Source organism: Cupriavidus sp. USMAA2-4 (assembly GCF_001854305.1).
Classification (GTDB): Bacteria; Pseudomonadota; Gammaproteobacteria; order Burkholderiales; family Burkholderiaceae; genus Cupriavidus; species Cupriavidus malaysiensis.
In genome coordinates, this window is the sequence record NZ_CP017748.1 from 4172428 (window position 1) to 4195121 (window position 22694).

General features: G+C 65.9%; 23 protein-coding genes and 1 tRNA gene. 16 read left to right on the forward strand and 8 right to left on the reverse strand.

Annotated features, from left to right (window positions below):
• Positions 1-180: 180 nt before the first annotated feature.
• Positions 181-2001 (forward strand): translational GTPase TypA, encoded by a 1821-nt coding sequence (typA, locus tag BKK79_RS18575; RefSeq protein WP_071013783.1) that lies wholly within the window; start codon positions 181-183, stop codon positions 1999-2001.
• Between the two features lie 92 nt (positions 2002-2093).
• Here typA and BKK79_RS18580 read toward each other — a convergent pair whose 3' ends face one another.
• Positions 2094-2981: a sterol desaturase family protein gene (locus tag BKK79_RS18580; protein ID WP_071038211.1), complete on the reverse strand. Its 888-nt coding sequence runs from the start codon at positions 2979-2981 to the stop codon at positions 2094-2096.
• Between the two features lie 230 nt (positions 2982-3211).
• On the opposite strand from BKK79_RS18580, the gene BKK79_RS18585 reads away from it, so the two are divergent.
• From BKK79_RS18585 to dusA, 4 genes are all read left to right on the forward strand, one after another.
• The gene (locus tag BKK79_RS18585) at positions 3212-4774 is read left to right on the forward strand and encodes a methyl-accepting chemotaxis protein (protein WP_071038212.1); all 1563 of its coding nucleotides are present in this window, start codon (positions 3212-3214) and stop codon (positions 4772-4774) included.
• Between the two features lie 84 nt (positions 4775-4858).
• Positions 4859-5944, forward strand: a complete 1086-nt coding sequence (locus BKK79_RS18590) for an enoyl-CoA hydratase/isomerase family protein (RefSeq protein WP_071038213.1) — start codon at positions 4859-4861, stop codon at positions 5942-5944.
• Positions 5945-6097: 153 nt separating this feature from the next.
• Positions 6098-6658: an NADPH-dependent FMN reductase gene (locus BKK79_RS18595; protein WP_071013771.1), complete on the forward strand. Its 561-nt coding sequence runs from the start codon at positions 6098-6100 to the stop codon at positions 6656-6658.
• Between the two features lie 798 nt (positions 6659-7456).
• Positions 7457-8470, forward strand: a complete 1014-nt coding sequence (dusA, locus tag BKK79_RS18600) for a tRNA dihydrouridine(20/20a) synthase DusA (protein WP_071013769.1) — start codon at positions 7457-7459, stop codon at positions 8468-8470.
• 574 nt (positions 8471-9044) lie between these two features.
• On the opposite strand, the gene BKK79_RS41130 is transcribed toward dusA, so the two are convergent.
• Positions 9045-9182, reverse strand: coding sequence for a hypothetical protein (locus tag BKK79_RS41130; RefSeq protein ID WP_167366677.1), 138 nt, complete (start codon positions 9180-9182; stop codon positions 9045-9047).
• Between the two features lie 188 nt (positions 9183-9370).
• On the opposite strand from BKK79_RS41130, the gene BKK79_RS18605 reads away from it, so the two are divergent.
• From BKK79_RS18605 to BKK79_RS18615, 3 genes are all read left to right on the forward strand, one after another.
• Positions 9371-9628, forward strand: a complete 258-nt coding sequence (locus BKK79_RS18605) for a hypothetical protein (protein ID WP_156811288.1) — start codon at positions 9371-9373, stop codon at positions 9626-9628.
• A gap of 161 nt (positions 9629-9789) precedes the next feature.
• Positions 9790-9865: transfer RNA gene (locus BKK79_RS18610), tRNA-His, on the forward strand.
• Between the two features lie 291 nt (positions 9866-10156).
• Positions 10157-10483 (forward strand): hypothetical protein, encoded by a 327-nt coding sequence (locus BKK79_RS18615; RefSeq protein ID WP_071013763.1) that lies wholly within the window; start codon positions 10157-10159, stop codon positions 10481-10483.
• A gap of 69 nt (positions 10484-10552) precedes the next feature.
• Here the strand turns inward: BKK79_RS18615 and BKK79_RS18620 are convergent, their stop codons facing one another.
• The 3 genes from BKK79_RS18620 to lexA form a co-directional block, all read right to left on the reverse strand.
• Entirely contained in the window at positions 10553-11713 is a 1161-nt protein-coding gene (locus BKK79_RS18620; protein WP_232346231.1) for a GGDEF domain-containing protein, read from the reverse strand.
• 590 nt (positions 11714-12303) lie between these two features.
• Positions 12304-12474 (reverse strand): hypothetical protein, encoded by a 171-nt coding sequence (locus tag BKK79_RS41135; protein WP_167366676.1) that lies wholly within the window; start codon positions 12472-12474, stop codon positions 12304-12306.
• A 124-nt stretch (positions 12475-12598) separates the two neighbouring features.
• Positions 12599-13255, reverse strand: a complete 657-nt coding sequence (gene lexA, locus BKK79_RS18625; RefSeq protein ID WP_071013758.1) for a transcriptional repressor LexA — start codon at positions 13253-13255, stop codon at positions 12599-12601.
• A gap of 178 nt (positions 13256-13433) precedes the next feature.
• On the opposite strand from lexA, the gene BKK79_RS18630 reads away from it, so the two are divergent.
• The 8 genes from BKK79_RS18630 to BKK79_RS18665 all read left to right on the forward strand — a co-directional run bounded on the left by BKK79_RS18630 (position 13434) and on the right by BKK79_RS18665 (position 19496).
• Positions 13434-14435, forward strand: coding sequence for an asparaginase (locus BKK79_RS18630; protein WP_071038215.1), 1002 nt, complete (start codon positions 13434-13436; stop codon positions 14433-14435).
• A gap of 109 nt (positions 14436-14544) precedes the next feature.
• Positions 14545-14919 carry a 30S ribosomal protein S6 gene (gene rpsF, locus BKK79_RS18635; protein WP_071013753.1) on the forward strand — a complete coding sequence of 125 codons (375 nt, stop codon included), beginning with the start codon at positions 14545-14547 and terminating at the stop codon, positions 14917-14919.
• Positions 14920-14993: 74 nt separating this feature from the next.
• Positions 14994-15293, forward strand: a complete 300-nt coding sequence (gene priB / locus BKK79_RS18640; protein WP_071013750.1) for a primosomal replication protein N — start codon at positions 14994-14996, stop codon at positions 15291-15293.
• 3 nt (positions 15294-15296) lie between these two features.
• A complete protein-coding gene (gene rpsR, locus BKK79_RS18645) occupies positions 15297-15575 on the forward strand; it encodes a 30S ribosomal protein S18 (protein WP_006575387.1) in 279 nt (92 codons plus the stop codon).
• Between the two features lie 32 nt (positions 15576-15607).
• Positions 15608-16060 (forward strand): 50S ribosomal protein L9, encoded by a 453-nt coding sequence (rplI, locus tag BKK79_RS18650; protein WP_071013748.1) that lies wholly within the window; start codon positions 15608-15610, stop codon positions 16058-16060.
• A gap of 190 nt (positions 16061-16250) precedes the next feature.
• Positions 16251-17642 (forward strand): replicative DNA helicase, encoded by a 1392-nt coding sequence (locus tag BKK79_RS18655; protein ID WP_071013745.1) that lies wholly within the window; start codon positions 16251-16253, stop codon positions 17640-17642.
• A 203-nt stretch (positions 17643-17845) separates the two neighbouring features.
• A complete protein-coding gene (locus BKK79_RS18660; RefSeq protein WP_071013743.1) occupies positions 17846-18472 on the forward strand; it encodes a DUF47 domain-containing protein in 627 nt (208 codons plus the stop codon).
• A 13-nt stretch (positions 18473-18485) separates the two neighbouring features.
• On the forward strand, positions 18486-19496 hold the full coding sequence (locus BKK79_RS18665; protein ID WP_071013741.1) for an inorganic phosphate transporter: 1011 nt from the start codon (positions 18486-18488) through the stop codon (positions 19494-19496).
• 81 nt (positions 19497-19577) lie between these two features.
• Here BKK79_RS18665 and BKK79_RS18670 read toward each other — a convergent pair whose 3' ends face one another.
• The 3 genes from BKK79_RS18670 to BKK79_RS18680 form a co-directional block, all read right to left on the reverse strand.
• Entirely contained in the window at positions 19578-20279 is a 702-nt protein-coding gene (locus BKK79_RS18670) for a C40 family peptidase (RefSeq protein WP_071016460.1), read from the reverse strand.
• A 56-nt stretch (positions 20280-20335) separates the two neighbouring features.
• A complete protein-coding gene (locus BKK79_RS18675) occupies positions 20336-20806 on the reverse strand; it encodes a hypothetical protein (protein WP_232346232.1) in 471 nt (156 codons plus the stop codon).
• A gap of 139 nt (positions 20807-20945) precedes the next feature.
• Positions 20946-22649: a PhoH family protein gene (locus tag BKK79_RS18680; protein ID WP_071013738.1), complete on the reverse strand. Its 1704-nt coding sequence runs from the start codon at positions 22647-22649 to the stop codon at positions 20946-20948.
• Positions 22650-22694: the final 45 nt, after the last annotated feature.

Below are 22694 nucleotides of genomic sequence, written 5' to 3' on the forward strand. Positions count from 1 at the left end.
CCTGGCAAATATATGTTTACGAATCACTATCGGCAAGGATGGAAATTGTCTATTCCGGGATCCGCAATAAATAGCGTGGCCGGCCGGGCGTTCCCATCGCCTGGACGTAGAAGGTTTTGCGACGCAGCATGCTAGAATGCCGGGTTATCTTTCGAGGCCCGCTTTCAGCGAGACGCAGCAATGACCCGCGCCATCCGCAATATCGCCATCATCGCCCACGTCGATCATGGCAAGACCACCCTAGTCGACCAGCTCCTGCGCCAGGCAGGCACCTTCCGCGAGAACCAGCAGATCGCTGAGCGCGTGATGGATTCGAACGACCTGGAAAAGGAGCGCGGGATCACCATCCTGGCCAAGAACTGTGCGGTCGAATACAACGGCACCCACATCAACATCGTCGACACCCCGGGCCACGCTGACTTCGGCGGCGAGGTCGAGCGCGTGCTGTCGATGGTGGACGGCGTGCTGCTGCTGGTCGACGCGGTTGAAGGCCCGATGCCGCAGACGCGCTTCGTGACCCGCAAGGCGCTCGCGCTGGGCCTGAAGCCGATCGTCGTGATCAACAAGATCGACCGTCCGGGGGCGCGCCCGGACTGGGTGATCAACCAGACCTTCGATCTCTTCGACAAGCTGGGCGCCAACGACGAGCAGCTCGACTTCCCGGTGATCTACGCCTCGGGCCTGAACGGCTACGCCGGCCTGACCGACGATGTGCGCGGCGGCGACATGAAGCCGCTGTTCGAGACCGTGCTGGACAAGGTGCCGGTGCGTAACGACGATCCGGACGGCCCGCTGCAGCTGCAGATCATCTCGCTGGACTACTCCAGCTATGTCGGCAAGATCGGCGTGGGCCGCATCTCGCGCGGCCGCGCCCGTCCGCTGCAGGACGTAGTCGTCAAGTTCGGTCCCGAGGGCAGCCCGATCAAGGGCCGCATCAATCAGGTGCTGAAGTTCCAGGGCCTCGAGCGCGAGATCGTGCCCGAAGCCGAGGCCGGCGACATCGTGCTGATCAACGGCATCGAGGAACTGGGCATCGGCTGCACCGTATGCGCGCCGGAGGCCCAGGACGCCTTGCCGATGCTGAAGGTGGACGAGCCTACGCTGACCATGAACTTCTGCGTCAACACCTCGCCGCTGGCCGGCCGCGAAGGCAAGTTCGTGACCAGCCGCCAGCTGCGCGAGCGGCTGGACCGCGAGCTGAAGTCGAACGTGGCGCTGCGCGTGGCCGACACCGGTGACGACACCATCTTCGAAGTGTCGGGTCGCGGCGAACTGCACCTGACCATCCTGCTGGAAAACATGCGCCGCGAAGGCTACGAGCTGGCCGTGTCGCGCCCGCGCGTGGTGTTCAAGGAAATCGACGGCGTCAAGCACGAGCCGTTCGAACTGCTGACCGTGGACGTGGAAGACGGCCACCAGGGCTCCATCATGGAAGAGCTGGGCCGCCGCAAGGGCGAGCTGCTCGACATGGCATCGGACGGCAAGGGCCGCACCCGCCTCGAGTATCGGATTCCCGCGCGTGGCCTGATCGGCTTCCAAGGTGAATTCCTCACGCTGACACGTGGTACCGGCCTGATCAGCCATATCTTCGACGACTACGCGCCGGTGCGCGAAGGCGGCCTGGGCGAGCGCCACAACGGCGTGCTGATCTCGCAGGACGACGGCGATGCGGTGGCCTATGCCCTGTGGAAGCTGCAGGACCGCGGCCGCATGTTCGTCAAGCCGGGCGACGCGCTGTACGAAGGCATGATCATCGGCATCCACAGCCGCGACAACGACCTCGTGGTCAACCCGATCAAGGGCAAGCAGCTCACCAACGTGCGCGCCTCGGGTACCGACGAGGCCGTGCGCCTGGTGCCGCCGATCCAGATGTCGCTGGAGTACGCGGTGGAATTCATCGATGATGATGAACTGGTGGAGATCACGCCCAAGAGCATCCGCCTGCGCAAGCGCCACCTGAAGGAGCACGAGCGCAAGCGTGCCTCGCGCGAAGGCGCGTAAGCCCGCACTGACCGCACCGGCGCGATGCCGGTGGTCTGACAAGAAACCGCGCCTGTGCGCGGTTTTTTGTTGCTTGCGCCACCGGTCGCGGATCAGCCGGGCCGGCCGGCGTGCGCGCGTTGGGCGTCGCGCGGATGCTGCCACTCCGGTGGCTTCCAAAGGTGGCGCAGGTCGCGGTTGCGCCACGTATCGGCGAACATGTCACGCCATTCGTGGAAGGTCAGCGTCAGCGGGTTGTGGGTGGCGATGCGGCGGGTGATGCCGTAGTGCGGCGCCTCTTCCTCTGGCACGAAGGTGCCGAACAGGTGGTCCCAGACGGTCAGCACGCCGGCGTAGTTGCGGTCGATGTAGCGCGGATTGCGCGCGTGGTGCACACGATGCACGGAAGGCGTGTTGATGACGCGCTCAAGCCGCGGCCAGCGCCGCCCGAGGCGGGTGTGGACGAAGAACTGGAAGGCCAGGCTCAAGCCCACCGCCAGGATGACCCAGTCCGGCGTGAAACCGATCCAGGCCAGCGGCAGCCAGAACACCCACATGCCCGACAGCGGATAGGTCAGGCTCTGCCGGAAGGCGGTGGAGAAATTCATGCCCTCCGACGAGTGGTGGGTCACGTGCGAGGCCCAAAGCCAGCGCACACGATGACTGGCGCGGTGGAAGCCGTAGTAGAGCAGATCTTGCAGCACAAGCAGCAGCACGAAGGACCAGGCGGTCTCGGGCATGGCGCGCAGCCCGTGCTGGTAGCACCAGGTGTAGGCGGTGCGCACCATCAGCCAGAGGAAGACCGCGTCGGAGGCCTGGTGCATCAGCGCCAGGGTGGCGTTGGAGACGGTGTCGCGCAGGCTGTAGACCGAGCCGTCGCGGCGCGACCAGTACCAGGCCTCGGCTGCGATCGTCAGCACGAAGGCGGGGGCGAAGGCCAGCAGGATCAGGCCGGGATCGAAGGCGGCCTGGCTGGCGGAAGCGGACGCGGATGCGGTCATGCGGGCAGTGTGCGCGCTTCGTTCCGGGTTTGGCTTGAGGGATTCCTCCATACGCCGAGCCGTGTTGCGCCAACGCCAGTGCAGCATGGCGCGGGTGGCATCGGCTCCACCTGCCGCCATCCCTGACAAAAATGCAATTCAGTCCGTCCTTGGCAAACGGTCAAGCTTCGAATGCGCGCGCCGTAGACCAGCTGATCGCTGCATGGGCAGCCGTTTCCGGAGGAGCCAGGATGTTTCGCAACACTACGATCGGAGCCAGATTGTGGTTCCTGACTGTCGTCACCAACAGCTTGCTGCTGATTGTCGGCGCAGTCGGCTGGCTGGGCATGTCACGCAGCAATGAGGCCACGCGGCAGATCTACCAGCAGCAGCTGAAGGCTGCGGTCGACCTGGCGGAGGCGCGCTCCAACCAGTTGCTGGTACGCGTGCTGCTGGACCAGGCCACCTTTGCCACCGACCCCGCCGACGCGCGCGCCCGCGCGGAGGGCGCGCAAGGCTTCGCGCGCCAGTCGGAGGCCGCCTGGAAAGCCTATCTGGCGCTGCCGCGCTCGCCCGAGGCGGAGCGCGCCACCGCCGAGGTTTCCGCCCGGCGCGAGGCGCTGTTCACACAAGGCGTGGCGCCCATGATCGCGGCGCTGCATGCGGGCGACCGCGACACGGTGATGCGCTACGTGCTGGATACCATCCCCAAGCTCGATATTGCTTTCACCGCGGTCAACAGCGACCTGAATCGGCTGCAGGTAGCGAGCGCAGCCGCGGTGTACGAGCACTCGCAGCAGCGCTACGACCGTCTGCTGGCGCTGGCCGGCGGCGTGCTGTTGCTCGGGCTGGCCTTCAGCACCGTGGTGGCCTGGCGCCTGCGGCAATCGATCGTGCGGCCGCTCGATATCGCCATCGGCCGCTTCGCGCAGATCGCCTCGGGCGACCTGCGCGAAGTCCGCGCGGAGGTGCACGGCGCCAATGAGCATGCACGCAACGAAACCAGCCGCATGCTGGGCATGCTTGGCCGCATGCAGTCCAGCCTGGTCGCCATGGTGAGCGAGGTACGTGGCGGCGCCGATGCGATTGCCAGCGCCAGCCAGCAGATCGCCTCGGGCAACACCGACCTTTCGCAGCGCACGGAGCAACAAGCAGCCTCGCTGGAGGAAACCGCCTCGAGCATGGAGGAGCTGACCGGCACCGTGCGCCAGAACGCGGAAAGCGCGCGCGAGGCCAGGGCGCTCGCGATCGCCGCCACCGACCTGGCCGAGCGGGGCAGCGGGGCGGTGTCGCGCGTGGTGCGCACCATGCAGTCGATCGATGCCAGCTCGGGCAAGATCGTCGACATCATCGAGGTGATCGAGAAGATCGCGTTCCAGACCAATATCCTCGCCCTGAACGCGGCGGTCGAGGCGGCGCGTGCCGGCGAGCACGGCCGGGGCTTCGCCGTGGTCGCCGGCGATGTGCGCGACCTGGCCCAGCGATGCGCCGCGGCGTCCAAGGAGATCCGCTCGCTGATCGGCGCCTCGGTGGCCGATGTCCGCGACGGCACGGGCCTGGTCGACCAGGCCCGTGCAGCGATGCAGGATATCGTCGACGCTGTGCAGCGGGTCAGCGCCATCATCGGGGGCATCAGCACGGCGTCCGACGAGCAGTCGCGTGGCATCGAGCAGGTCAACCAGGCGGTGTCGCACATGGATGCGATGACGCAGCAGAATGCCGCGCTGGTCGAACAGGCGGCGGCAGCCGCCACCGCGCTGGATGACCAGGCGCAGCGGCTGACGCGGCTGATGGCCACCTTTCGCCTCGCCTGAGGCGCCGATGCCCGGGGCCGTGCGCGCCGATGGCTGGCGTAGAATGCCGGCTTGAATTTTTGCTGAGAAGTGGAGACGAGACAGATGACGGACTTCGTGACGACCGAAGTAGTGGGTGGCATCGGCTACCTGACGCTGAACCGCCCGCAAGCGCTGAACGCGCTTTCCCTCGACATGATCCGGGCCATCACGCACGCGCTGACCGCGTGGGCCGAGGCGCCCGGCGTGGTGGCGGTGGTGGTGGCCGGTGCCGGCGGCAAGGCCTTCTGCGCCGGCGGCGATATCCGCTTCTTCCACCAGGCAGCGCTGGCCAAGGATCCGCTGCTGGACCAGTTCTTCGCCGAAGAGTACGCGCTCAACCATCAGATCCATCGCTACGGCAAGCCCTATATTGCACTGATGGACGGCGTGGTGATGGGCGGCGGCATGGGCATCTCGCAGGGTGCGCGCCGGCGCATCGTCACCGAACGGACCAGGATGGCCATGCCGGAAACGAATATCGGCCTCTTTCCCGACGTCGGTGGCGGCTGGTTCCTGGCGCGCACGCCGGGCCATCTCGGCGAATACCTGGGCCTGACCGGCGCCGTCCTGGGCGCGGCGGATGCGCTCTATGCAGGACTGGCCGACCTTTACCTGCCGTCCAATGCGATGGCTGAGGCGCTGGCCGCGTTGCGCGGGCGCAGCTTCGCCAGCGGCGAGGAAGTGCTCGCCCTGCTCGACGCGGCCGCGGCGGCGCACCGTGCGGGCGTCGCGCCGGAGCAGGGCATGCTGGCGCGCGAGCGCCCGGCCATCGATGGTTTCTTCGCGCAGCCGGACGTCGAGTCGATCCTGGCGGCGGTCAGCGATGCCGCCGGCGACTGGGCCGCGCAGACCGCCGCGGCGCTGCGATCGCGCTCGCCGCTGATGCTCAAGGTGACGCTGGAGCAAGTGCGCCGTGCCCGCGACATGTCGCTCGAGAACGAACTGCGCATGGAGCTGGACATGATGCACTACGTATTCCGTGGCGGCGATGGCATCGAAGGCATCCGGGCGTTGGCGGTGGACAAGGACCATCGGCCCAGGTGGCAGCCCGCCCGGCTCGACGAGGTTGCGCGTGAGCGCGTGCTGTCGTTCTTCGACAGCCCGTGGCGCGGCGCGCAACACCCGCTCGCCGGCCTCAGCGCAGGCTGAGTGCGGCTTGGGCGCGGCTTGGGCGCGGGCGCGCGCTCAGATGGCATCCAGATGGGGTAGAGTGCCGATTGGCGCGGCAGCTTGCGCGCCGGGCCCGGCTGTCGCCGCAGGGCTGGCCGGCGGGATTCGGATCACTTCGTCAAAGGAACCCCAATGAGCAACCCTCGTGATGTCGCCGTGCTGGTGGGCAGCCTGCGCAAAGACTCCCTGAACCGGAAGCTGGCGCAGGCGCTGGTAGCGCTGGCGCCGGCCAGCGTGAAGCTGGAGCTGGTCGAAATCGGGCACCTGCCGCTCTATAACCAGGATCTGGATGCCGATCCGCCTGCCGCGTGGACGGCATTCCGCGACCGCATCCGCCGTGCCGACGGCGTGCTCTTCGTCACCCCGGAATACAATCGCTCGGTGCCCGCCGCGATGAAGAATGCTATCGACGTCGGGTCCCGGCCGTACGGCCAGAGCGCGTGGGACGGCAAGCCGGGCGGCGTGGTCAGCGCCTCGCCCGGTGCCATCGGCGGCTTCGGCGCCAACCACCATCTGCGGCAGTCGCTGGTCTTCCTCAATGTACCGGTGCTGCAGCAGCCGGAGGCCTATCTCAGCGGCGTCGACAAGCTCTTCGATGCGCAGGGCGGTATTGCCAACGAGTCGACGCGAGGCTTCCTGCAGAAGTATATGGATGCCTATACGGCCTGGCTGGAGCGTAACGCCGCGCGCTGAGGCGACCGATCCAGGGCCAGGGCGGGCGCCGCCCGATGGGCCCTGGTCGGCGTCGGCCGGCAGGACCTTGCGGGCCCGGCTGGCGGCGGCCGTGGCCGGTTATTCGTCTCCTTGGCGGTTGGCGTCCGAAGCGGGCCAGGCCTCGGACTCGGAGGGGACATCCTCCCGCATCGCGGGGTGGTGTTTGATGAGCCAGCGCGCCCCGACCATGGGAACGAGCAGGCTGATCAGGACATAGCCACTGACGGTAAGCGTAGCGCTCATATCGATTGACCCATTCCATTTGTGCACACGCCGGCTCTTCGGCTCGGTGAACCGTGAGTATGCACGCAGCATCGTTGCGTCGGCATCACACTGGAGAGGGGTGACTCGGATTGGCGTGGGAAGCCGGCCGGACCGGTTCCATGCATCCGCGGGCAGGGCATCGCCGGCATTCATTGGCGGCATGCAAAAGAGAGGCCCTTGCCGTGCAGCGGAGGGCCTCTGTCAAAACGAGTCTGGCAAAAAAGAGTTTGCCGCTTTTGGTATAGCCACTGGGGTGGGCTGTGGCAAGTGGCGAGCATGCGGTGTGCCGCGGATGCCAAGCGCCGGGCCACCAGCGCTGCCGCGCACGGTAGCCTATACTCTCGTCCTCGCGCCACACAGTGTGCCGGCGCTTTGCCGCGCGGGCATGAAGTGCCGTGAAATGCCTTGTGCAAGGCAGATGTGCTCGCCGCAAGGCGCGCGGGCCGCTGCGCGGCGGCCGTTCCACCAAGGCAGGGCCGCCTGCCTGCTCAATCCGTTTTGAAGCCGTTTTCCATGACAACCACCCCCCGCCGCGTCTCGGTCGCGCCGATGATGGATTGGACCGACCGCCATTGCCGCATGTTTCACCGCCAATTGAGCCGCCATACCTGGCTGTACACGGAGATGGTGACGACCGGTGCCCTGTTGCATGGCGATGTGGCGCGCCATCTCGACTATGACGAGGTGGAACAGCCGGTAGCGCTCCAGCTCGGTGGCAGCGAACCAGCCGACCTGGCTCATGCTGCACGATTGGGCGAGCGGTGGGGCTATGCGGAAATCAACCTGAACTGCGGTTGCCCCTCCGAACGGGTGCAGCGCGGGGCCTTCGGTGCCTGCCTGATGGCGGAGCCGGCGCTGGTCGCGGACTGCGTCAAGGCGATGCGCGATGCGGTTTCGGTGCCAGTAACGGTCAAGCACCGCATCGGCATCGACACTATCGAACACTACGATTTCGTGCGTGATTTCGTCGGCACCATTGCGCAAGCCGGTTGCGAGACCTTCATCGTGCATGCGCGCAATGCCATCCTCAAGGGGCTCAGCCCCAAGGAGAACCGCGAGATCCCGCCGCTGCGCTACGAGGTGGCTTACCAGTTGAAGCGCGAGTTTCCGCAGCTTGAGATCCTGATCAATGGCGGCATCGTGGACTATCAGCAGATGGACGCGCATCTCGAGCACGTCGATGGTGTCATGATCGGGCGCGAGGCCTATCACCATCCTTATCTGCTGGCCGAGGTCGATGCGCGCTTCTACGGGGCTGCTACGCCGATCGCGTCGAGGCTGGAGGTGGAACTGGCCATGCAGGCCTATATCGGGCGCCATGTCGAGGCAGGCGGGTATATGGGGGCGGTCACGCGCCATATGTTGGGCCTGCATCGGGGGATCCATGGCGGACGAGGCTGGCGGCGCATCCTGTCGGATGCCCGGCGAATGGCCGCGGCACGTTCTTCTGCTGAGGTGGATGCCTTGTTCGAAGAGGCGCGCAGCCATCTGCGTCGCGAAGCGGAGCCGGTAGCCGAGGCAGTCTGACAGCGCCTGTCGTCGCCCCTCCGTTCAGGGTGGCGTGCCGGTCCGAAGAAAAGCTCTAACTCCGAATTGTCTTTTTGTGCGGTGCTGGCCGGACGTTGAGATTGCGACACATGCGCCGCGGTCGTCGCAGTGTGCTACCGGGAAAGTCGCGCCGGCAAAGGGATTCCCCTAAATGCAGAGTGACGGCGGACTCCATACACTGGCCCTGCCCTCGAATACAGGGCTTTCTTCAACTGATTATTCAGCCCGCCTTGTGCGGGCTGTTTTTTTTGTCGCGGGCATCGTTGCCGGTGGATCCTGTCATCGGCTTGGCCGCATGATGGCCATTCGAGGTGGCAGCTGCATGACAGATGCCTGCGCCGAACCGGCATGCTGCGTCTTGCCTGTGGTTCGTCGAGCTTCTTGCGGCCCGAATCGATATTATGCAGCTTGCGCCACATGTGGTCGCGGGCGTAAAGTCTTTAGGGTGGGATATCTCTCAAAAGTTCCGCTTGCTTGCCGACATTCCCTAGGCCCCTGCTCGCGCGTCTATCATGTTCAAAGACGGCACTGCTTGGGTCGACAGGGAAGTGGGTCAGCGGGTGTGGCTGATCCCGACGTCGATGGTGCCGTAGGTCGAGATGCCGGTACCGGCGGTCTCACTGCCCGTGGCGGCGCATGCGGCCAATGCGCTGGCCAGCAGGACGATGGCGAGGCGTAGCAGGGAGGTCATGAGGAAGGGTGTCGGGATCGGGTTGGCAATACGGTTCAGTCCCGCACCTCGCTCGATTGGTTCCCTTGCGGCGCGCGAGCAGAGAGGCAACAGCGAGACAATAGAGCTAGCAGAGAAAGAGAGAGTGCGGCCGCCGTCGGCAGGCCGGCCGGGATGCGGGGGAGCATCTGAGCTTGGAGGGCAGGACATTGGACGAGTTGTTTGGCGTGGAATTCGAAGGCTTCCGCGTCGTGTGGGTAGCCGAGCGGCTGCAGGACGGCAAGTGGACGGCGCGCTATTGCTGGCGCTTCGGCATCGATGGAGAGGCCAGCAAAGCCTTGCAGGCCGACGTGCTGAACGGCAGGTCTCGCCGCCTGCTGGGCCTGTTCGACACGGAGTCCGACACGATCGAAGCGATCAAGGAGGCGGTCCTGCTCGAGTCGAAGTGGGACCTGAGCCGTCGTTGAGCTGGTGGACGGCGCATGCCGTTTCTCGGGCATGCGTCAGCGGCTCTCGGTGGGTGCTGAAAAATTTTGTGTTGAGTACTAGCCATGACGGAAACTTCTCCGTATAATCTTGGTTTTCGCTGATCGACGGTTCGCAACGAATCGAAAGCAGCAAAACGACGGTGGCTGTAGCTCAGTTGGTAGAGTCCAGGATTGTGATTCCTGTCGTCGTGGGTTCGAGTCCCATCAGCCACCCCAGGAATTTCTTGTAGAACGGCCGCTTGCAGAAGCGGCCGTTTTGCTTTGGGCTCGCCGCGCGGTAGTGTGCTGTTTTCACGGGGAAATCCCAGTCGTTAAGTTAGGGATGCGGGCTTGTCCAACGATGCGGTTGGCATAGCTCCGACTGCACGCTTTGACTTCGATGTGCCGATGCTTTCTCGGCAGCCGTTCCCGGGCCAGTTGCGGTTGCGGCCAATGGATGGCGTAGACCATTCGATACGGTGCCTCGTCCTGCCATGCTAGCATTGCTCGACTCTCCAGGAGATGGCGATGGCGAAAACGACGGTCTCGAAGAAGCAATACCTGCGCAAGCTTAACCGGCGCCTGGCCAAGGAGGCGGGGGTGCCGGAGGGTGTCGAGTTTGTGTTCTATCCGCTTGGCGCCAAGGCCCGGGCGGCCACCGGGGTGGCGGCCTCAGAAGGTGCGGGGCCGGCGGTGCGTGCCGTCATGGATGCAGTGCAGGCGCGGGTCGCTGCCAAGTACGCTGTGGATGGAGCTATCCTGGGCAACGGCAAGGCCGCACCGATCGAGCATGCGGAGCCCTGGCCTGCGGCGTCAGGCGGAGCTGCCGGCGCGCAGGTGGCTGGTAAGGACTGAGGTCGCACCGGTTTTCAGGCAGGGTCGGCTGATAGTCGTCCTTGCTCCTCGTCGCGCTGCGGATCCTGCCTAGGCCGCCTGGCGGGAGTTCGCCAGTTGTGCCGGTGGCGGATTGTGCTCGAATGCCACGCAATTCCTTCCCTCGCGCTTGGCGGTGTAAAGCAGCATGTCGGCCCGGGTCAGCAGGTCATCTAGCGATTCCCCGGCGGCGAGCGCGGTGACGCCGAAGCTGGCGGTCACGGTACATGTGCCGGGCAGGGCTTCGAATGCCGTCGTCTCGAGCGTGTGGCGCAGGCGTTCGGCCAGGTGCAGCGCGCTCGCAACGTCGGTGCCGGGCAGAAGGATGGCGAACTCTTCGCCGCCGATGCGGCCTGCAATGTCCCGATGGCGGATGCTTGCGAGGACCAGGTGGCCGAATTCCGACAGGACCGTGTCGCCTGCGACGTGGCCGTGGGTGTCGTTGATGTGCTTGAAGTGATCGATATCGCAGAGCAGCACGCTGAGCGGCTGGTCTTGGCGGGGCGGAATCTCGCGCTCAGCCAGCACCTCGAAGCTACGGCGGTTGTGGAGGCGGGTCAGGGGATCGGTGTCGCGTTCCTCGCGCAGCTTGTCGATCACGTCGGACATGGCGCCTGCGAGCAGGGCCAGGCCGAGCACGATGCCGAACAGTACCAGGCTGAGCTGCAGTGCGATCCAGAAGGGCGAGTGCGCTAGTGAGTCGGCGTTGCCGGACGCGGCGGATGTGATGGTCAGTGCCGAGCGTGGCACGAAGCTCAGCGCAAACGCCAGCAGGATCCAATACAGCGCGCGGTCGACGGCGGCGCCCAGGCGCAGTTTGCCAAGCCGCGCGACGCCGGTCAGCAGCATCACTGCGATGCCGCCGTGGAGTATGTAGATGCGTGCCGCGATCTGGTCGTCGGCATAGTGGAAGTACGCCAGCGCGATCAACTGCAGACAGGCCAGCGTGGTCAGCGGCACGGCATCGAACTGCGCGTCGGCGCGTGCTACGACGCCGCGCAACAGCAACAGGGTGCTACCCAGGTAGAGCGCGCAGGACAGCAGCAGGTTCACGCCAGCGTCGCGCGGCAGTTGCAGGATCTGCGCTGACGCGGCCAAGGCATAGATCAGGAACGATGCGCAGAACATCAGCAGGTGACGCTGCGCGCGCTCGTAGCTCCAGGCCAGCAGGAAGCACAGGGATAGCAGCGTGGCGATGGCGGGATTGCCCAAGGCCAGAACCTGGACAGTTTGAAGCGGCAAGCGAGGTCCCCGATCTGTAGTCGTTGTGGTGGCCGGGAGCGCTGTCCGGAGGGTGGTCGGTGTGCCGAGGCAGGCAGCGTGGTATGCCTCGGCAATGCAGCAGCGCGGCGCGTACGAGCGCCTGTCAGTCTTGCCGGCGACCCCGCAGATGGAGCTGCTGCCGGTGCGGCGCTAATCCGATGTCAGCGGCCATTCTAGCGAGCCGGCACGCGAATCTCGCCGGCACTGACGTGCTGCGCGCCGCTGCAATTGCAAACAACGGTAAAGATACGGAAATGCCCCCTTCGAACGAGGGGCGGAGTGTGCATCAAGGGAGGGGCACCCTACGCATTGCCTGGCATAGGCAGAGGGTTGGACGCGGATTGAAGGCGCCTGGAACATCGCGGAATCGTTGGTGCGCGACGACCGCTCGGGCATGCGATTGCTCGGGCGCCGTCGTGCATCATGCAAAGCAGATGCGCGGCAAAGCGAATGCGGCAAAGCGAATGCCCGGCGTGACAGGCACGGCACGGCGAGCCGCGCCTGTCACGTACCCGTGCGTACTCGGGTGCCGCGCAGGCTCAGACGTGCAGCTTGGCCGGCTCGGCCAACTCCAGCATGCGGCAGATGGCGGCCATGCTGCCGACCATGGTGCGGCGCTGCGCGCCTTGGTAGATGCGCACGCCCTTGCATTGGCGGAAAGGCACTGGCTTGACCGGGCGGCGGGCGGAGATGGTATTGGCTTGCGGCATGGTTGCACCTGTCGATTGACAATAGTCGGGGGATGGCGCCAGCGTCGGCGGGCGCCTTCGGAACGGTGAGGCAGGTGCCGCCACGCTGCAGACCTGGCGGCGGCGAGGGGTCGGGCCGGCTGCGCTAGAAGCCGGCCGGACGGATCAGTCCGACCGCGATACCCTCGAGAGAGAACTCTTCTTCTCCCGGTTTCACGAGGATGTTGGGGTAGTCGGGGTTCTCGGCAATCAGCTCGATGCTGTCGCCTCGTCGCTTGAAGCGTTTGACAGTGACGTCCTCGCCAAGGCGTGCTACCACGATCTTGCCGTTGCTGGCCTCGCTGGCGCGCTTGACTGCGAGCAGGTCGCCGTCGAGGATGCCGGCATCGCGCATGCTGAGGCCGCGCACGCGCAGCAGATAGTCGGGCTGTTCGTCGAAGACCGAGGCATCCACCTGATACTGCCGGTCGATGTGCTCGGCGGCGAGGATGGGGCTGCCTGCCGCGACGCGGCCGACCAGCGGCAGGGTCAGTTGCATCACGCCGGCCATCGGCAATGTGAACTGGTCCGGTGTTTCCGAATCGCTGCGCGAGACCTTGAGGCGGATGCCGCGCGAGGCGCCCGGGGTCAACTCGATCACGCCCTTGCGCGCCAGTGCCCGCAGATGTTCCTCGGCGGCATTCGGGGAGGAGAAGCCGAACTCCGCGGCGATTTCTGCGCGCGTAGGCGGAAAGCCGGTGCGGCGGATCGTGTTGCGGATCAGGTCGAAGATCTGTTGTTGCCGCGGAGTCAGGGTTGCCATGGAGTCGCCGCTTTGTTCTTGGTGTCAGGGGTACTGTATGTTTAAACAGTATGCTGTGATTTTATACAGTATGTGACGAAGTGCAAGTGGAATTTGCGCGACCTGTGGCCGGTGCGGCGGAGTGATGGTGGTTGGGCGTACGGTTACAATCGCGGCTCACCCGTGTTCCCGCCCTGATATGTCCAAGCTTCCCCGCATCGTCGTGCTTGCCACCGGCGGCACCATCGCCGGTTCCGCCGCCAGCGCGGCCAGCAGTGCGCATTACCAGGCAGCCACGGTGCCGGTGACGGCGCTGCTGGATGCCGTGCCGGCGTTGAAGTCGGTGGCGCGCCTGGAGGCCGAGCAGGTGGCCCAGGTCGACAGCAAGGACATGGGCTTTGCGCTGTGGGCCAGACTGCAGGCGCGCGTGGCATTCTGGTGCGCCCAGCCCGATGTGGCGGGTGTGGTGGTGACTCACGGTACCGATACCCTGGAAGAGACGGCCATGCTGCTGCACCTGTCCTGTGCGGTACCGGTTCCCGTAGTGATGACCGCGGCCATGCGGCCTTCGACCTCCCTGTCGGCGGATGGCCCGCTCAATCTTCTCGATGCCGTGCGTGTGGCGGCCCATCCGGAGGCGTGCGGCCGTGGCGTGCTGGTGGTGCTGAACCAGCAGATCCATGCTGCGCGGGATGTCGTCAAGGCACATACCTCGGCGGTCGATGCCTTCGTGTCGCCGGTGGGCGGCCCGCTCGGTTTCGTCCAGGATGAGCTGGTGAGCTTCATGCGCGCGCCATTGCGCCGGGTCGAGCGGTCCTGGCCGCTGCCAGCCGGGGAGTGGCCGCTGGTGGAAATTGTGCCGAGCTATGCGCAGCCCTCCCGTATCGTCGTCGACGCGCTGGTGGCTGCCGGCGCGGCGGGCCTGGTGGTGGCGGCGGCGGGGAACGGTTCGATTCACGAGGCGCTGGCTGCCGCGCTGGCCGACGCGGCGCGCGCAGGTGTCGCGGTGGTGCGCAGTTCTCGCACCGGTGCGGGCCATGTATCGATTCCGGCACTGCCGAATCCTGGCGCCGGCCTGTTCGTCTCCGCGGGTGACCTGAATCCCTACAAGGCGCGCGCGCTGCTGTTGCTCGCTCTGGCTCGGGATCCTCGGCTGGCGGCGGACCCTGGCCGGCTGCAGCAGTGCTTCGCGCAGTGCTGAGCGGGCAGTCTGCTTGCCGTGCCAGCTTGCTGCGGGCTATAATGGCAGGCTATCCAACCTTGCCGCACCGGACGTGACGCCCGGGTGGCTCATCCCAAAAGGAGCGTCAATGCGTCATTACGAAATCGTCTTTATCGTCCATCCGGACCAGAGCGAACAAGTGCCCGCGATGATCGAGCGTTACAAGTCGCTGGTCACCTCGCAGAATGGCCAGGTTCACCGCGTGGAAGACTGGGGTCGTCGCCAACTGGCCTACATGATCCAGAAGCTGGCCAAGGCTCACTACGTTTGCCTGAACATCGAATGCGGCAAGGAAACCCTGGCCGAACTCGAACACGCGTTCAAGTTCAACGATGCGGTGCTGCGTCACCTGATCGTCCAGACCAAGAAGGCCGAAACCGCTCCCTCGCCGATGATGAAGGAAGTGCAGCGCGAAGAAGCCCGCAAGGCCGCGCAACAAAGCAGCGAGAGCCAGGCCGCCTGATCGGCGGTGCGGTGCGCTAGAGCGCTGCCCGGCCGGATCGGCAGGGTGGCCCGGGACCAGCAAGGAGGCGCGCGTTGAACCAGTTGCGGCTGTCCGCGACCCTAGTCGAACGCGAAGCCCTGCGCTACACGCCGGCCGGCGTGCCTGTCGTGAACTGCTTGCTGCAGCACGCTGGCGAGGTGGTCGAGGCGCAGATTCCCCGGCAGATCGAGTTCGCCATCGCGGCGATGGGCATCGGCCCGGTCGGCCAGCGCCTGGAGCGCATGCCGCTGGGCACGCTGCTCGACTGCGAAGGCTTCCTGGCCCGCAAGCATCGCAACAGCAAGGCTCTCGTCTTTCACATCACTGGATGTAAAGCATTCGAAAAGGATTGAATCATGGCATTCGTCAAACGTGACAACAAGAACAAGAAGCGCTTCCAGCAGCAGAACCCGCTGTTCAAGCGCAAGCGCTTCTGCCGCTTCACCGTGGCTGGCGTGGAACAGATCGACTACAAGGATCTGGACACCCTGAAGGACTTCATCGGCGACAACGGCAAGATCACGCCGGCACGCCTGACCGGTACCAAGGCGCACTATCAGCGTCAGCTCGATACGGCTATCAAGCGTGCGCGTTTCCTCGCGCTGCTGCCGTACACCGACCTGCACAAGAACTGATTGTCAGGCCCTAGGTAAAGGAGAGATATACGATGCAAGTCATTCTGCTTGAAAAAGTCGTCAACCTGGGCAACCTGGGTGACATCGTTCGCGTGAAGGACGGTTACGCCCGTAACTTCCTGATCCCGAGCAAGAAGGCCCGCCGCGCGACCCAGTCCGCCATCGAAGAATTCGAAGCCAAGCGTGCCGACCTGGAAAAGGCTGCCGCCGAGAAGCTGGCCGCCGCCCAGGCGGAAGGCGAGAAGCTGAACGGCCTGACCATCCAGATCACCCAGAAGTCGGGTGTGGATGGCCGCCTGTTCGGCTCGGTGACCAACGCCGACATCGCCGAAGCCCTGGCTCCGCAAGGCTTCGTCGTCGAGAAGGCGCAGGTCCGCCTGCCGAACGGTCCGCTGAAGATGGTCGGCGACCATCCGGTCAGCGTGGCGCTGCACACCGACGTGGTGGTCGACGTGACCGTCTCGGTGCTGGGCGAGCAGGTCTGAGATTCCGGCGCCAGGCTGGAGCGGTGCCCGCAGCGGCACGCACCGGCCGGTTCGGATCACGAGAAAAGGCAGAAGCTTGGGCTTCTGCCTTTTTTCTTGTCCGTCGCGTGACGCCGCCGACGCCACAGTGGTTCGCCACTGCCGAATTCTCCGCGCGGGCCGGGCCCCGTCGCCGCTATAATTGCCCCCCATGAATGCGCCCGTCGCCGACCCCCAACTAGACAACCTCAAGGTCCCGCCGCACTCCATCGAGGCCGAGCAATCGGTGCTCGGCGGCCTGCTGCTGGACAACGCCGCCTGGGACCGCATCGCGGATTTCCTGTCGGAGGCGGACTTCTACCGCTTCGACCATCGGCTGATCTTCCAGAGCATCGCCCGCCTGATCTCGGCCACCAAGCCCGCCGACGTCATCACCGTCTACGAGATGCTGCAGGTGGCAGGCAAGGCGGAGGAAGTCGGCGGCCTGGCCTATCTCAATTCGCTGGCGCAGAACACGCCGAGTGCGGCCAATATCCGCCGCTATGCGGAAATCGTGCGCGAGCGCTCGGTGCTGCGCAAGCTGGTGACGGTGGCCGACGATATCGCCACCGCCGCTTTCGCGCCCAAGGGCCGCGAGGTGCGCGAGCTGCTCGACGAAGCCGAATCCAAGGTCTTCGCCATCGCCGAGGAAGGCGCGCGCGGGCAGGCCGGCTTCCAGGAGATCCAGCCGCTGCTGACCCAGGTGGTGGAGCGCATCGACGAGCTGTACCACCGCGATTCGACGTCCGACGTGACGGGCGTGCCTACCGGCTTCATCGACCTGGACCGGATGACCAGCGGCATGCAGCCGGGCGACCTGGTCATCGTCGCCGGGCGTCCGTCGATGGGTAAGACGGCGTTCTCGCTCAATATCGGCGAGCACGTCGCTGTCGAGCAGGGGCTGCCGGTCGCGGTCTTCTCGATGGAAATGGCGGGTACCCAGCTCGCCATGCGTATGCTCGGTTCGGTCGGCCGGCTCGACCAGCACCGGCTGCGCACGGGGCGCCTGCTCGACGAGGACTGGCCGCGGCTGACCCATGCGATCCAGCGCATGAACGATGCCCAGCTCTTCATCGACGAGACGCCCGCGCTGAACCCGATGGAGCTGCGCGCGCGCTCGCGCCGGCTGGCGCGCCAGTGCGGCCAGCTCGGCCTGATCATCATCGATTACCTGCAGCTGATGTCGGGCTCGGGCGGCGGCGAGAACCGCGCCACCGAGATTTCCGAGATCTCGCGTTCGCTCAAGGGCCTGGCCAAAGAGCTGAACTGCCCGGTGATCGCGCTGTCGCAGCTCAACCGCAGCCTGGAACAGCGGCCGAACAAGCGGCCGGTGATGTCAGACTTACGCGAATCCGGCGCCATCGAGCAGGATGCCGACGTGATCCTGTTCATCTACCGCGACGAAGTCTACAACCCGGATTCGCAGGACAAGGGCACGGCCGAGATCATCATCGGCAAGCAGCGTAACGGTCCGATCGGCACGGTGCGCCTGACCTTCCTGGGCCAGTTCACCAAGTTCGACAACTTCAGCGGCGGTCCGGCCTTCTTCGACAACGACACCTGACGCCAGCACCGGCGCGGCTTCGCGGGAAGCAGACGCAAATTGCGTCGATTGTCGCGGCGCGGCGCCGGCAACCCTGTAAAATATTGCGACTTGATGACAGCCGCCTTCGCGCGGCTGTCGTGTCATGCGGACCTGTGTCCGCCGCATCCACCCCCCGCAACAATCCCAGCGGCGCCCCCCGGCGCTACGACAAGGAACATTTCATGTTCGGCCGATTCATGCCCACCGAGGGCAAGTTCTTCGAATATTTCAACCAGCACGCGGAATGCGCGACCACCGCCGCGCGCGAACTCGAGGTCTTGGTGAACGACCTGCCGAATGCCGAAGCGCATGCGCGCCGCGTGCAGGCCACCGAGAAGAAGGCCGACCGCATCACGCACGACACCATCGACCTGCTGCACAAGACCTTCATCACGCCGCTGGACCGTGACGAGATCCACAAGCTGATCACCACCATGGACGACATCCTCGACCTGATGGAGGACGTGGCGGAAACCATCTCGCTGTACGACGTGACCAGCCTGACCGAGGAGGCACGCCGCCTGGCCGCCATCTGCGTGCAGTGCTGCGACCAGGTCAAGATCGCCGTGGGCCTGCTCGAGGACATGAGCAATGCCAGCACCATCCTGAAGACTGCCCAGCAGATCGACCAGCTCGAGTCGGAAGCCGACCGCGTGATGCGTGCCGCCATGTCCAAGCTGTTCCGCGACGAGACCGACGTCAAGCGTCTGATCAAGCTGAAGGCCATCTACGAGCAGCTCGAGACCATCACCGACAAGTGCGAGGACGTGGCGAACATCATCGAGGGCATCGTCCTCGAGAACGCCTGAGGCGCGTACCCGCATGCAGACCGTACAAATGAGCCTGTGGGTGATCGCCCTGCTGGTGGCGCTCGCCTTGCTGTTCGATTTCATGAACGGCTTCCATGACGCGGCAAACTCCATCGCGACCGTGGTCTCCACCGGGGTGCTCAAGCCCCACCATGCGGTGGCGATGGCGGCCATGTGCAATGTGGTCGCGATCTTCATCTTCCACCTCAAGGTCGCCGCCACCGTGGGCACCGGCACCATCGACGTGGCGATCGTCGACCACTATGTGGTGTTCGGCGCGCTGATGGGGGCGATCGCCTGGAACCTGATCACCTGGTACTACGGCATTCCGTCATCGTCGTCGCATGCGTTGATCGGCGGCCTGGTCGGTGCGGCGGTGGCCAAGTCGGGCACCGGCGCACTGGTGGGCGGCGGCCTGCTGAAGACGGTGGCCTTCATCCTGATCTCGCCGCTGCTCGGCATGGTGCTCGGTTCGCTGATGATGGTGATCGTCGGCTGGACCTTTTTCCGCACGCCGCCGTCGCGCGTCGACCGCTGGTTCCGCCGGCTGCAGCTGCTGTCCGCCTCGATGTACAGCCTGGGCCACGGCGGCAACGACGCGCAGAAGACCATCGGCATCATCTGGATGCTGCTGATCGCCAGCGGCCACGTGGCCGCCGGTGGCGCCGAGCCCCCGGTGTGGGTCATCGTCTGCTGCTACGTGGCGATCGGTATGGGCACGCTGTTCGGCGGCTGGCGCATCGTGCGCACCATGGGGCAGAAGATCACCAAGCTCAAGCCGGTCGGCGGCTTCTGCGCGGAGACCGGCGGTGCGCTGACCTTGTTCATCGCTTCCGCGCTGGGCGTGCCCGTGTCCACCACCCATACCATCACCGGCGCCATCGTCGGCGTGGGCTCGGTGCAGAAGATGTCCGCCGTGCGCTGGGGCGTGGCGGGCAATATCGTCTGGGCCTGGGTGCTGACCATTCCGGCCTCGGCCTTCATGGCGGCGATCGCCTGGTGGGTGGGCAAGCACGTGCTCTGACCCCGCATGCCGCGGGTGCCGGGGCGACCGGCATCGGATGACAGAAAAGGCCGGGCGATGCCCGGCCTTTTGATTTCGGCTTCAGCGGTTGGCGAAGGCCGCGATCGGATCGTCGTCGTCGGCCGGCTGGGCCGTGGCCGCGCGGACGGGCGTGGAGGAGGAGGCGGGCGCCGGGGTCGATTGCACCACCATGACCGGCGAGTCGCCGGGATCCAGCGGGCCCGAGACCCGGCGCGCGCCGTTGTAGCGCGAAGCCCAGTAGGATTTGCTCATGTCCTCGAGGCGCACCGTGCCTCCTGTGGACGGTGCATGCACGAAACGGTTCTGGCCGACGTAGATGCCGACATGGGAATTCGGCCGGCCCGTGGTATTGAAGAAGACCAGATCGCCCGCCGCCACCTGGCTGCGCTCGAGCGGAGCGCCGCGCACGCCCATGGCTTCGGTGGTGCGCGGCAGGTTCACATTGGCGGCACGCGCCACCACGTAGCGCACCAGCCCGCTGCAATCGAAGCCGGAATCGGGTGTATTGCCGCCATAGCGATAAGGCGTGCCGACCAGCGACATAGCCTGGATGGAGATTTCCTCGGTGCCGGCAGACGGGTCGGCGATCACGGGGCGAGGCGCGCGCGCGGAGCCAGCATAGCGGGCTGGCGGCGACGAGGCGCAGGCGGCCAGCAGCAGGGCCGCCAGGCAGGCCAGCGCGAGGCGCGGGCGGCCGCAGCCGACCTGGCGGGCAGGTCCGGTGGGCGCTGCGACGGCTGCGGGGTGTCGGCTTGCGGGCATCCTCTGGGTCTCTTCCATCCGGCTGCCAGCAGGCTGCTGCCTGGCTGCCAGCGCGGCTACCAGCGCAATTGCGCGTTACGGGTGCCGGTGTTCACCGTGAGAGAGCGCGGCTGCCCCTTGTAGCTTGCTTCAATATTGTAGCTGCCTTCCGGCGCACGTATCAGGCAGCGCGGACCGTTCGCTCGGAAACGGGCGACCTCCTGGCCGTCGTAGACCAGGCGCACCGACACGTCGGCCAGGTACTCGCCGTTTTCGCCGCGCGTGAACAGCACCCCCATATTGAAGTTCTGCTCCTGCGCGGCCAGCGCCTGGCGCTCGTCCTCGGCGACGCCGCCGCAGACGTAGCTGACCGGCCCCATGGTGCGGATCACCAGCCCGTCCGCGGCGCAGGCGGGGTGCCAGGCTACGACGGCGGACAGGCCGGCGAGCAGAGGCAGCAGCGGCAGCCAGCCGGTACGGGAAGCGGTCGCGGGTGCGCGGGCGGCACGTGGCCGCTGCCTGGAGAGTTGCGTCGGGCAGTCCTGCATCGATGACTCCTCCTGCCAGGTTGAAACAACGGAAAGCAACGCCCGCTGGAAGCGCGAACGCCCGCCACGCCGCCTCGGGCGTGGCGGGCACACGCCGGCGGGCCCCGTCCTGGGCCCGCCGGGACGGCGGTCAATTGCCTCAGAGCACGTCGGCGGCGTGGTCAGCCAGGCGCGAGCGCTCGCCGCGCGCCAGCGTGACATGGCCACTGTGGCTCCAGCCCTTGAAGCGGTCCACCACATAGGTCAGGCCGGACGACCCTTCGGTCAGGTAAGGCGTGTCGATCTGCGCGATATTGCCGAGGCACACGATCTTGGTGCCTGGGCCGGCCCGCGTCACCAGCGTCTTCATCTGCTTGGGCGTCAGGTTCTGCGCCTCGTCGATGATGACGAACTTGTTGACGAAGGTGCGCCCGCGCATGAAGTTCATGCTCTTGACCTTGATGCGGGAACGGATCAGCTCCTGCGTGGCGGCGCGGCCCCAGTCGCCGGCGCTGTCGTCGCTCTTCTGCAGCACCTCGAGGTTGTCGTCGAAAGCGCCCATCCAGGGCTGCATCTTTTCTTCCTCGGTGCCCGGCAGGAAGCCTATGTCCTCGCCGACCGGCACCGTGGCGCGGGTGACGATGATCTCGTTGTACAGCTTCTGGTCGAGCACCTGCTCCAGGCCCGAGGCCAGCGCCAGCAGCGTCTTGCCGGTGCCGGCCTGGCCCAGCAGGGTGACGAAGTCCACCTCCGGGTTCATCAGCAGGTTCAGCGCGAAGTTCTGCTCGCGGTTGCGCGCGGTCACGCTCCAGACATTGTTCTTGTTGTGGGTGAAGTCCTTCAGTGTCTGCAGCAGCGCGGTCTTGCCGTTGATCTCCTTGACTTGCGCATAGAGCGGCAGACTGCCGTCGGAGGGCTCCAGGTAGACGAACTGGTTGACCAGGAAGGACGGCACCAGCGGGCCGGTCAGGCGGTAGAACATCGCGCCCGACTTCGGATCCTGCCAGCTTTCGACGCCCTTGCCGTGCTTGGTCCAGAAGTCGCCCGGCAGCGCCATCACGCCCGAGTAGAGCAGGTCCTTGTCTTCCAGGACCTGGTCGTTGAAGTAGTCCTCGGCGGGCAGGCCCAGCGCGCGGGCCTTGATGCGCATATTGATGTCTTTCGACACCAGCACCACCTGGCGGCCCGGCTGCTGCTCCTTGAGCGCGCTGACCACGCCGAGGATCTGGTTGTCGGCCTTGCCCTGCGGCAGGCCTTCGGGCAGCTTGATGTCGTTGAGCCGGGTCTGGAAGAACAGCTTGCCCTGCGCGTCGCGGTTGCCGAGCTTGGCCAGCAGCAGGCCTTCGTCGAGCGCGCCGTCGGTGTTTGCCACCAGCGCGTCGAGCGTGCGGCTGACGGTACGGGCGTTGCGCGCGACTTCGCTCATGCCCTTCTTGTGGTTATCCAGTTCCTCCAGCGTCATCATCGGCAGATAGATGTCGTGTTCCTCGAAGCGGAACAGGGAGGACGGATCGTGCATCAGCACATTGGTGTCGAGTACGAACAGCTTGCTCGGGCCGTTGTCCTTGCGCGCGCGCCGGCTCGGGGCGGTGGCCGGCTTGAGGACGCTGACGGGGGCTGCTACGGGCGGGGCCACCGGAACCGCGGGCACGTCCTTGGCGCGGGCGCGCGTGGTCGTGGCGCGCGCTCGTGTTGCCGGGGCGGGTTCCGCATCACCGGTTTCCAGCAAGGCCACGCGCTCCAGCGCGGGCACCGGTTTCTTGCCCTGTGTCGCGGTCCTGGCCTTGGGCAACGCGGTGACCGGGGCGAACTCGCTCGGATCGAGCAGTTGAGCCGGCTTGGTGGGCATGGTGGGCAGCGGCATGCTTGGCTTTCCTTTCAGGGGGACGCAGCGGGAAGCGCGCGCAGG